The sequence below is a fragment of the Actinomadura sp. 9N215 genome, assembly GCF_044326345.1.
In the GTDB taxonomy this organism is placed as follows: domain Bacteria; phylum Actinomycetota; class Actinomycetes; order Streptosporangiales; family Streptosporangiaceae; genus Spirillospora.
This window is the reverse complement of record NZ_JBIRBA010000014.1, coordinates 238,304-247,339: the sequence shown is the minus strand read 5'-3', so window position 1 is coordinate 247,339 and position 9,036 is coordinate 238,304. Positions and strand designations below refer to the sequence as shown.

Sequence of the window (9,036 nt, the reverse complement as noted above, 5' to 3'; positions counted from 1 at the left end):
TACTCACCCGTTCGCCGCTCGAGTACCCCCCGAAAGGGGCCTTTCCGCTCGACTTGCATGTGTTAAGCACGCCGCCAGCGTTCGTCCTGAGCCAGGATCAAACTCTCCATTAAGGCCAAACGACCAAACCAGAAGGGCGAACCCCCGGCCGGCCAAACCTCGGAAAACAATCCCAGCACCACAACCCCCCAAACCAGGAGGGTTGCATTGCCTCAAAGAAATCCCCAACCACCCCCCAAAAAGGGATGGTTGCGGGGACGGCCCGATCCAAAAACAGACCCGGCCGTATAAAGGCACTGGCTTTTAACACGCTGTTGAGTTCTCAAGAAACGGACACCCACCGCGCCGTGAACCCGCTCCCGCAGGCCCCGGCTCCGGGGCAACCCTTCTAATTTACCCGAATCGCCGCCGCTGTCAACCCGATCAACGAAGATCTTTTTGACGGACGGAGACGAACCAAAGTTCCCACACGCAACAAAACCCCGCGAGCCCAAAGACCCGCCAAGATCGCTACGGAGGAGACGCCCTACGGGCCGGCCACCTCACGGCGTCCTGCATCCCGGTTCAGGCTGTGCGGGCCATCTTACAACAGTCCGAACGCAGCTCGAACCGCTTTCTGAGGCCTGCTTCCCGAGACCGGCCGCCTGATGGCGTCCCGCATCTCTCGGGCAGCGGAAACGTTAAGGGCACCGGCGGGGGCCGTCAAATCGCGGCCGCTGCCCCTCCTCAGCAGGAGCAGCAAACCTACCTCTGACCTCATTGTTCACAGTCGACGTGGTCCAAAGAGTCCGGTGTCGCGGGTGCGCGGTGGTTCCCGGCAGGACCAGCGAGTCGAGGTCGGAAGGTAGACCTTGTGAACGCGCCTGTCGCCATTCGCGCTTCGGCGGAACGGGTGGTGGTCGCAGCGACGATGAGGCCGACGAACAGCGACGTACACGCTCGCGTGGCCGTTCGATGGTCGTGCCGCCCGATCGAAATGCACGCTGACCCGGTTGAGGGGTCCGGCAGGTGCGCGGCCCGGTCGGACGGGACCTGCATTTGAGCAGCGGCGCGGTGCTCGTGAACCTGCGGCTGGCGGCCGCACAACTCAGGCAGGAGGCGGTCGTCCGGCCACTCTCGGACGCCGGACGTCCACCGGTGCTCGTCTCGGTGCGCCTTGCGGGCCGTCACCGGACCACACGTGTGAGAAGCAGTGGTCGTCCCCACGCCGCGACTCTCCGGGCCATCGTCCACCGTGCGGCGGGCGGCGGGCGGCTGGGGCGGTGCCGCGCGTCCCTGTGGTCAGCGAGTTGGAAAGGCGGAAAGGCTGGAGGGCGCGACGCTTCATTGGGTGGGTGACGTGTCAGCGGGTGGTTGTGGCAGTGTTCGGCGATTCTCATGTCGTATGGCTTCGCGCGGGACAGGGTGTTCCGGCGCCTTCTGCTGCGGAAGGGGCCGCAGGGGCTTGTCCTTGTTCAGTTTCAAGGTCGTCGACTTGCGCGGAGTCGGGGGCGTCGACGCAGCCGGGCGAGGTGGCACAGGTTCTCGGCGGGCTCACGTAGGGCGCGGACGAGCGCTTATTCCAACCGCCGGTAGGCCGACAGGACGAACGACAGGGGTGCTGGGAGCGGATCGGGTAGCCGGACGAGCCGTTCCCGGAGCTGCTCGGCCGGTACATGGTGTGCGCTGGGCCCCATGCCCACGAGCGTGATGATCTCCTCGTGGGTCAGGACGGCCTCGGTCTCCTGTTCCTGGCGCGAGTCCAGCTTGAAGTATCCGGCGAGGGCGGCGTCGGTGCGTTCGGTCTTGTGCTTGTCGATCGAGAGCAGGCCAAGCGACTCCACGAGCGGGCCGAGGTGCCGGGGCGACGGCGTCACCGTGAAGAGCAGCCCGTCGTCCCGGAGTACCCGATGGAACTCGGCGGCGTTGCGCGGCGCGAAGACGTTGACGACGGTGTCGGCCGCGCCGTCGCGTAGGGGAAGGGGCCGCCACAGGTCCGCGACGACGGCGCCGGCGCGTGGGTGCGCTTTGGCCGCCCGGCGGGCGGCGTGTTTGGAGATGTCGAGGGCGAGGCCGACCGTGTCCGGTGACCGGTCGAGTATCCGGCTCAGGTAGTGCCCGGTCCCCGCGCCCGCGTCGACGACGAAGGCCGGACGAGCCCGTGACACGCTCCAGGCGAGCCGGTCCGCCGGCGCCGTGAAGTGGCCCGCGCTGAGGAACTCGTCGCGCGCGCGGACCATCTCGGGTGTGTCCGCCGTCCCCGGACGGGCATTGCCCGGCAGGAGGTTCGCGTAACCCTGCCGCGCGATGTCGAAGGTATGCCCGCCAGGGCAGAGCAGTCCGCGGTCAGCCAGTTCGAGATCCGCTCCGCACACGGGGCACACCAGGTATCGGACGACATCGGCGAGCACGCGTCCATCATCCTGCATGATGGCCGCGGAACGGGCGGTACCGCACGGTTCTTTGCCGTCGCGCCGTCCACACGCCGTCCGGTCGTCAGCGGCGCTTCCCGGGCGGGCCACCCGTCGCGGCCGGTGAACTGGCCGCTACAGGACACGGTTCAGGACTCGGCGCGCCGCCGGACGTCCTCCATGTCGAGGCCCCTGACCTGCTCGATCACATTCTCCAGCACCGTCTCAGGCAGCGCGCCTGGCTCAGCGAAGACGATCATGCCGTCGCGGATCGCCATCAGCGTCGGGATCGACCTGATCCCGAACCGCTCCGACAGCTCGGGCTCGGCGTCGGTGTCGACCTTGGCGAAGGTGATGTCGTCGTGCTTGCCCGCGGACCTTTCGAACACGGGCGCGAACCTCTTGCACGGTCCGCACCACTCCGCCCAGAAGTCGACCAGGACGATCCCGTCGCCCTGGGCGACCTCATCGAAGTTCTCCACGGTGAGTGTGACCGTCGCCATGTCGGTTTCTCCTCAGTCGGGGTATCAGGTCCTAGAGCGGTTGACAGGTTCGCAGTATTCCCCACCCGGGAATCACAGAGCGGTAATTAGCGTTCTCCTCTTAGGGAGATCGCACCGGAGAAGGGTCAGGATGGCTGCAACCCGTACCAAGGGCGACAGGGTCGACGTCCCGGACAAGGACCTTGTCGGGGCGTACCTGGACCGGATCGGCCGCACCCCCCTGCTCGACGCGCAGGAGGAGGTCGATCTGGCCAAGGCGATCGAAGGGGGCCTGTACGCCGAACAACTTCTCGTGGAGGGGAACGTGCCCGAGGGCGCGTCCCGCGAGGAGCTGGAGGAGCTGACCGCGGCGGGGCTGCGCGCCAAGCAGCGCTTCGTCGAGGCCAATCTGCGCCTCGTGGTCTCGATCGCCCGGAAGTATCCGACCGACTCGTTGCCCCTCATCGACCTCATTCAGGAGGGGAACCTGGGGCTGATGCGCGCGGTGGAGAAGTTCGACTACCGCCGCGGCTTCAAGTTCTCCACATACGCGACATGGTGGATCAGGCAGGCGATCGGGCGGGGGCTCAGCCATACCGCCCGCACCATCCGGCTGCCCGTCCACGTGGAGGAGGAGCTTTCGCGGCTGCGGCGCGCGGAGCGGCAGCTCGGCCGTGAGCTCGGCAGGGAGCCGAACCGCGACGAGCTCGCCGCCGTGCTGGGCGCCGACGCCGACCATGTGGACGAGCTGCTGCGCTGGCGGCGCGACCCGGCGAGCCTGGACGCGACCGTCGACGACGCGGGCGAGACGCCGATGGGAGACCTGCTCGAAGATCCGGAGGCCGTGACGCCGGAGGCCGAGATCCTCGCGCTGGACGACATCGAGGGCCTCGGACGGCTGCTGGAGCGGCTTCCGGAACGCGAGTCCGCGATCCTGCGGGCCCGTTTCGGGATGGACAGCGGCCAGCCGCTCTCGTACGCGCAGATCGGCGCCCGGTACGGCCTGAGCCACAACCGGGTGAGGCAGATCACCGACCGTTCGCTGCGGCGGCTGCGGCAGCTCGCGAACGAGGCCGACCTGAGCGGCCGCCGGACGCTTGCGGGCGGCGGGCCGGGCACCGGCCCGGAGCCCGTGCGCGCTTCCGCCGGAAGCAGGGCGGCCTGAGCACCACCGAACCGCACGTCCCGTAATCGACGGAACGGGCGGCTCCGGGAAGCCCGGGGCCGCCCGTCCGCGTCCCTGCCCCGCCCGCGTCCCTGCCCCGCCCGCGTCTCCGCCCCATCCGCGTCCCTGCCAGTTTGCGTGCTCGCCCGTCTGAGTGCCCGCCACGTCCGCGTTCCTGCCGCCCTTTCACGGCCGTCGCCTTTCGCGCCTTTCGTTCGGCGGCGGGTCCGCCCTTTCGTGTCGGATCGTTGGTGTCCGCGCGTTCGTGGCTTTGTCCGTTCGTGCCGGGTTTCCGGTTCTGGCCGCTGCCGCACTTGAACAGGTCGTCCGGGAGGCTCGGGCGTGCCATAGCCTTTCAGCGTGAGTACCTCCGCCATCGGGGACCTGGACGCCTGGCGCGCCCTCCCCGCACTCCAGCAGCCCGATTGGGACGATCCCGCCGAGATCCGCGCGGTCGCGGCCGAACTGGCCGCGCAGCCCCCGCTGGTCTTCGCGGGCGAGTGCGACCAGCTCAAGGCGCAGCTCGCGGACGTCGCGCGCGGCGAGGCGTTCGTCCTGCAGGGCGGCGACTGCGCCGAGACGTTCGAGGGGTCGAACGCCGACGCGGTGAAGAACAAGCTGAAGACGCTGCTGCAGATGGCGGTCGTGCTCACCTACGCCGCCAGCGTGCCGGTCGTGAAGATCGGCCGGATGGCGGGGCAGTTCGCCAAGCCGCGGTCGAAGCCCGTCGAGGTGCGCGGGGGCGTGGAGCTGCCCGCGTACCGGGGCGACGCGGTGAACGGGCTCGGGTTCGACGCCGAGTCCCGCCGCAACGACCCGAACCGGCTGCTGAAGGCGTACCACTGCTCGGCGGTGACGCTGAACCTGTGCCGGGCGTTCACCAAGGGCGGGTACGCCGACCTGCGGCAGGTGCACGCCTGGAACCAGGACTTCGTCGCGCAGAGCCCGGCGGGCCGCCGCTACGACCGGCTCGCGGGCGAGATCGACCGGGCGCTGACGTTCATGCAGGCGTGCGGGGCGGACCCCGACGAGTTCCACGAGGTGGAGTTCTACTCCAGCCATGAGGCGCTGCTGCTGGAGTACGAGCGGGCGCTGACCCGCATCGACAGCCGCAACGGCCTGCCCTACGACGTTTCGGCGCATTTCCTGTGGATCGGGGAGCGCACCCGGCAACTGGACGGCGCGCACGTCGAGTTCCTGCGGCACATCCGCAACCCGATCGGGGTGAAGCTCGGTCCGACGACGTCCGCCGACGACGCCATCGCGCTGATGAAGCGGCTGAACCCCGACCAGGAGCCGGGCCGGTTGACGTTCATCACCCGCATGGGCGCGGGCCGGATCCGGAAGGCGCTGCCGCCGCTGATCGAGAAGGTGCGCCAGAGCGGCGCCCCGGTGGCGTGGCTGTGCGACCCGATGCACGGCAACACCTTCGAGGCCCCGAGCGGCCACAAGACGCGGCGGCTGGACGACGTTCTGGACGAGGTCGCCGGGTTCTTCGAGGTCCACCGGGCGCTCGGGACGCATCCGGGCGGCATCCACATCGAGTTCACCGGCGACGACGTCACCGAGTGCGTCGGCGGCGGGCAGGGCCTGGCGGAGACCGATCTGCACCAGCGGTACGAGACGGCCTGCGACCCGCGGCTCAACCGGGGCCAGTCACTGGATCTGGCGTTCATGGTGGCGGAGCTGTACCGCAAGTCCGGCTGATCGTCACCGCAAGTCCGGTTGTTCGGACCGCCCGGGGCCGTGAGGTTTCCGTGACGGCACGTTCCAGCGTCGAAACATGGCGCCGCCGGGGCGTCAGATGTCGACTTCGGCCCAGACGACCTTGCCGCCGGTGACGGGGTCCGCGCCCCAGGAGTTCGCGAAGCGGTCGACGATGAACAGGCCGCGGTGCGACTCGTCCAGCGGGCCGGGGACGGTCAGCCGCGGCAGCTGCGCCGCGCGGTCGCGGACCTCGACGCGGATCCGCCCGGCACCGCGCAGGAGCCGCAGTTCCAGCGCGGTTCCGGCGTGCCGGACGGCGTTGGCGACCAGCTCGGCCACGATCGCGGTGACGAGCTCCTCGCGGTCCATCAGGGCCCAGGTGCGCATCGTGCGGGCGGCGAGGCGACGGGCGTACTCGACCGCCTCGGTCTGGGGCGCGGCCCGCAGTGTCGTCTCGGTCATCGGGTCGGTCACCCCGCCCGCTCGCCGTTCTTCATCGCGTTCCCCTCACCGTCCATCGGCGGGAGCCTCCTCCGCCGGGTCCTCGATCAGGAAGCGGTCGAGGCCCGTGGTCCGCAGCACGTTCTCGACCCGGCCGTAGGCGCCGGTGACGGTCAGCGTCGCGTTCTGCGCGCGCGCGTGCTTGTACGCCCGGACGAGGACGTTCAGACCGGAGGAGTCACAGAAGTCGACCGCCGTGAGGTCGACCACGACCGCCCGCTCGCCGACGTCCACCAGCTCGGTCAGCCGGGACCGCAGCTCGTCGGAGGAGTGCAGGTCGATCGAGCCGCGCGCCGATATGGTCGCGCGGCCGTCCTGTCGTGTCGTGTGCAAGGCAAGCCCCACGCCACCCCACCTTACCGATTGTTGGTCTCCATCATGACGCCCGCAGAACGATGAGGGCAACGTCGTCGTTGGACGGCTCGGGCCCGAAGTCGCGCACGGCGCGCTGGATGCGGGCGGCGACGGCGCCGGCGCTGAGCCCGGTGCAGCCGGCGAGGAGGCGTTCGAGCCCGTGGCCGTCGCCGAGCAGCCGGAGCCCGGAGCGGCGCTCGGTGACGCCGTCGGTGACGCAGAGCAGCACCTCTCCGCGCCGCAGGTCGACCGTGTCGGTGTGGAACTCGACACCGTCGAACACGCCGAGCAGCGGCTGCGGCGAGGCGGCCTCGCGGACGCCGCCGTCCGGGTCGAGGATCAGCGGCGGCGGGTGTCCGGCACTGGTCAGCCTGATCGTCACGCCGTCGCGGCGGCGCCGGGCGGCGATCTCGCCGTGCAGCAGGGTGAGCAGCCGCCCGCGCTCGCCCTCGCCGAGGATCAGCCGGTTGAGGCGGGCGAGCACGGCGGGGACGGACATGTCCTCGGCGGCGAGGATGCGCAGCGCGTGCCGGGCGAGCCCGGTGACGGCGGCGGCCTCGGGTCCGGTGCCGCAGACGTCGCCGATGGCGAACCGCCAGCGGGACGCCGGGGCTGGGTCGCCGGGCCGCAGCCCGCTCTCGAAGACGTCGTAGAAGTCGCCGCCGACCTCGCTGCCCTCGCCCGCCGGCTCGTACACCACCGCGACCTCCAGGCCCGGGATCTCGGGGATGCCGGGCGGCAGGAGGCTGCGCTGGAGCGCGCTGCTCATGGCGGTCTGGGCTGAGAAGAGGCGCGCGTTGTCGACGGCGAGGGCGGCGCGGCGGCTGAGCTCCTCGGCCAGCTCGATCGCGCTGCGGGGGAACCGGTCGCCGGACGGGCGGCCGATGACGATGGTGCCGATGCGGCGGCCGCGGGCGATCAGCGGGAACGCGTAGACCTGGTCGGCGGCGGTGTCGCCGGCGGCGGCGCGGACGTCGCCGGGCGCGGTGGCGAGCCCGCTCCAGGGGCCAGGGACGTCGGTCGGCGGGGCGGCGCCCGCGTGTTCGAGCAGCTCGCGGAGGCCGTCGGCGCGGTTCTCGTCGGCGTGCCACACGTACGCGAGCCGGTCGGGCTCGGACTCGGAGACGGTGTAGACGGCGCACCAGGTGGCGAGGCGGGGCACGACGAGCTGCGCGACGAGCGCCATCGTGCGCTCCTGGTCGAGGGTGCCGGCGAGCAGGTCGCTGGCCTCGGCGACGAAGCTGAGCCAGCCGCGCCAGGACCGTTCCAGTTCCCCGACCCGGGCCTTCTCCAGGGACAGGGACATCTCGTCGGCGAGGCGGCCGAGCCGGACGCCGTCGGCCTCGGCGAACCGGCCGGAAACGGACGAGACGGCCACCACGAGCCCGGTGAGGCGTCCCTGGGACTCCAGCGGCGCCGCGGCCAGCGACCTGGCCTGCAGCGCGGCGGCGGTCGGATCGGAGGCGTCGGCGGCGACCCAGGCGGACCCGGCGCGGGCGGCGGGTCCGAGACCGGCCACCGACAGCTCGCCGAGCGGCATCTCGGCCGCGGTCCCGGCGGACGCGCCCATGATCAGCCGGCCGTCGCGCTCGGTCAGCAGGACGGCGGCGCCCTCCGCGCCGAGGACCTCCCGGACGGTGGCGACGCCGTCCTCCATGGATTCCAATGCGGCTGGGGAGCGCAGGAGGCGGTCGCCGGCGACGGGGATCTCGCCCACGCCTTCGGCGAGCCGTCCGTCCCTGGTCTGGCCGCCGGGGCCCGCTGCGTCGCGGGCGGGATCGCCCGCGCCGTGTCCGATGCGTTCGCGGGCCCATTCGCGAGCGGCGTCGCGCCTGGCGGCCCGGAGGCCGGACGCAGCGGCGGCCCTGCCCTGCCCTGTGGGACGGCCCTGCCCGGTGGAGTCGGCGGCGGACGGCCCGGCGGCATCGGCGGCCGAATCGGGTTCGGCGTCGTCGCCGGCCAAGGTCCCGGAGAGCGCGGGCCCGTCGGAGGAGGCGCCGGGCCTGGGCAACCGGAACCAGACGCCCTTGGTGCGACGGTCGTAGGAGACGCCCCACGACGCGGCGAGGCGGGAGATCGACGGCAGCCCGCGCCCGCTGGAGGCGGTGACGCCGGGCATCTCGATGCCCCGGGTCGGATGCCGGTCGCGGACCTCGATCCTGATGTCGCCGGCCTCCAGGTGGCAGGAGACCTCGAAGGACGTGCCGGCGTAGGCGATCGCGTTGGTGGCGAGCTCGCTGGTGGCGAGGACGGCGTCGTCGGCCACCTCGTCCATTCCCCAGTCGGCGAGCACCTTCCGGACGAACCGGCGCGCGTCCGCCACCGCCGCGGCGGCGGACGGGAACGTCGCCGACGCCGTCTGCCGATCCACCTGTCGTCCCTCGTTCGAAGCGTCACTACCTGGCCCGGCCATCGTGTCAGACTGGTCGGCCACGCG

Annotated in this window: 7 protein-coding genes and 1 rRNA gene; 2 read left to right on the top strand and 6 right to left on the bottom strand. The window is 71.3% G+C overall.

Annotated features, from left to right (window positions below):
• The 3 genes from ACH34T_RS23835 to trxA all read right to left on the bottom strand — a co-directional run.
• Positions 1–113: ribosomal RNA gene (locus ACH34T_RS23835) — 16S ribosomal RNA — on the bottom strand; the annotation flags it as partial.
• 1,443 nt (positions 114–1,556) lie between these two features.
• The gene (locus tag ACH34T_RS23830; RefSeq protein WP_396023108.1) at positions 1,557–2,390 is read right to left on the bottom strand and encodes a putative RNA methyltransferase; all 834 of its coding nucleotides are present in this window, start codon (positions 2,388–2,390) and stop codon (positions 1,557–1,559) included.
• 149 nt (positions 2,391–2,539) lie between these two features.
• Complete coding sequence (gene trxA / locus ACH34T_RS23825; RefSeq protein ID WP_396023107.1) at positions 2,540–2,893, bottom strand: thioredoxin; 354 nt, start codon at positions 2,891–2,893, stop codon at positions 2,540–2,542.
• Positions 2,894–3,023: 130 nt separating this feature from the next.
• On the opposite strand from trxA, the gene ACH34T_RS23820 reads away from it, so the two are divergent.
• Together ACH34T_RS23820 and ACH34T_RS23815 are read left to right on the top strand one after the other, a co-directional pair.
• Positions 3,024–4,037 carry an RNA polymerase sigma factor RpoD/SigA gene (locus tag ACH34T_RS23820; protein ID WP_396023106.1) on the top strand — a complete coding sequence of 338 codons (1,014 nt, stop codon included), beginning with the start codon at positions 3,024–3,026 and terminating at the stop codon, positions 4,035–4,037.
• A gap of 360 nt (positions 4,038–4,397) precedes the next feature.
• The gene (locus tag ACH34T_RS23815) at positions 4,398–5,744 is read left to right on the top strand and encodes a class II 3-deoxy-7-phosphoheptulonate synthase (RefSeq protein ID WP_396023105.1); all 1,347 of its coding nucleotides are present in this window, start codon (positions 4,398–4,400) and stop codon (positions 5,742–5,744) included.
• A gap of 93 nt (positions 5,745–5,837) precedes the next feature.
• On the opposite strand, the gene ACH34T_RS23810 is transcribed toward ACH34T_RS23815, so the two are convergent.
• From ACH34T_RS23810 to ACH34T_RS23800, 3 genes are read right to left on the bottom strand one after another with little or no spacing between them, the layout of a single operon-like run.
• Positions 5,838–6,206: an ATP-binding protein gene (locus tag ACH34T_RS23810; protein ID WP_246179241.1), complete on the bottom strand. Its 369-nt coding sequence runs from the start codon at positions 6,204–6,206 to the stop codon at positions 5,838–5,840.
• Between the two features lie 45 nt (positions 6,207–6,251).
• Positions 6,252–6,590 carry an STAS domain-containing protein gene (locus ACH34T_RS23805; RefSeq protein WP_396023104.1) on the bottom strand — a complete coding sequence of 113 codons (339 nt, stop codon included), beginning with the start codon at positions 6,588–6,590 and terminating at the stop codon, positions 6,252–6,254.
• Between the two features lie 31 nt (positions 6,591–6,621).
• Positions 6,622–8,970 (bottom strand): SpoIIE family protein phosphatase, encoded by a 2,349-nt coding sequence (locus ACH34T_RS23800; protein ID WP_396023103.1) that lies wholly within the window; start codon positions 8,968–8,970, stop codon positions 6,622–6,624.
• Positions 8,971–9,036 lie beyond the last annotated feature (66 nt).

Coding starts and splice junctions, on each gene's coding strand:
- trxA (WP_396023107.1), bottom strand. CDS start 2,893: ATGGCGACGGTCACACTCACCGTGGAGAACTTCGATGAGGTCGCCCAG.
- ACH34T_RS23810 (WP_246179241.1), bottom strand. CDS start 6,206: ATGACCGAGACGACACTGCGGGCCGCGCCCCAGACCGAGGCGGTCGAG.
- ACH34T_RS23820 (WP_396023106.1), top strand. CDS start 3,024: ATGGCTGCAACCCGTACCAAGGGCGACAGGGTCGACGTCCCGGACAAG.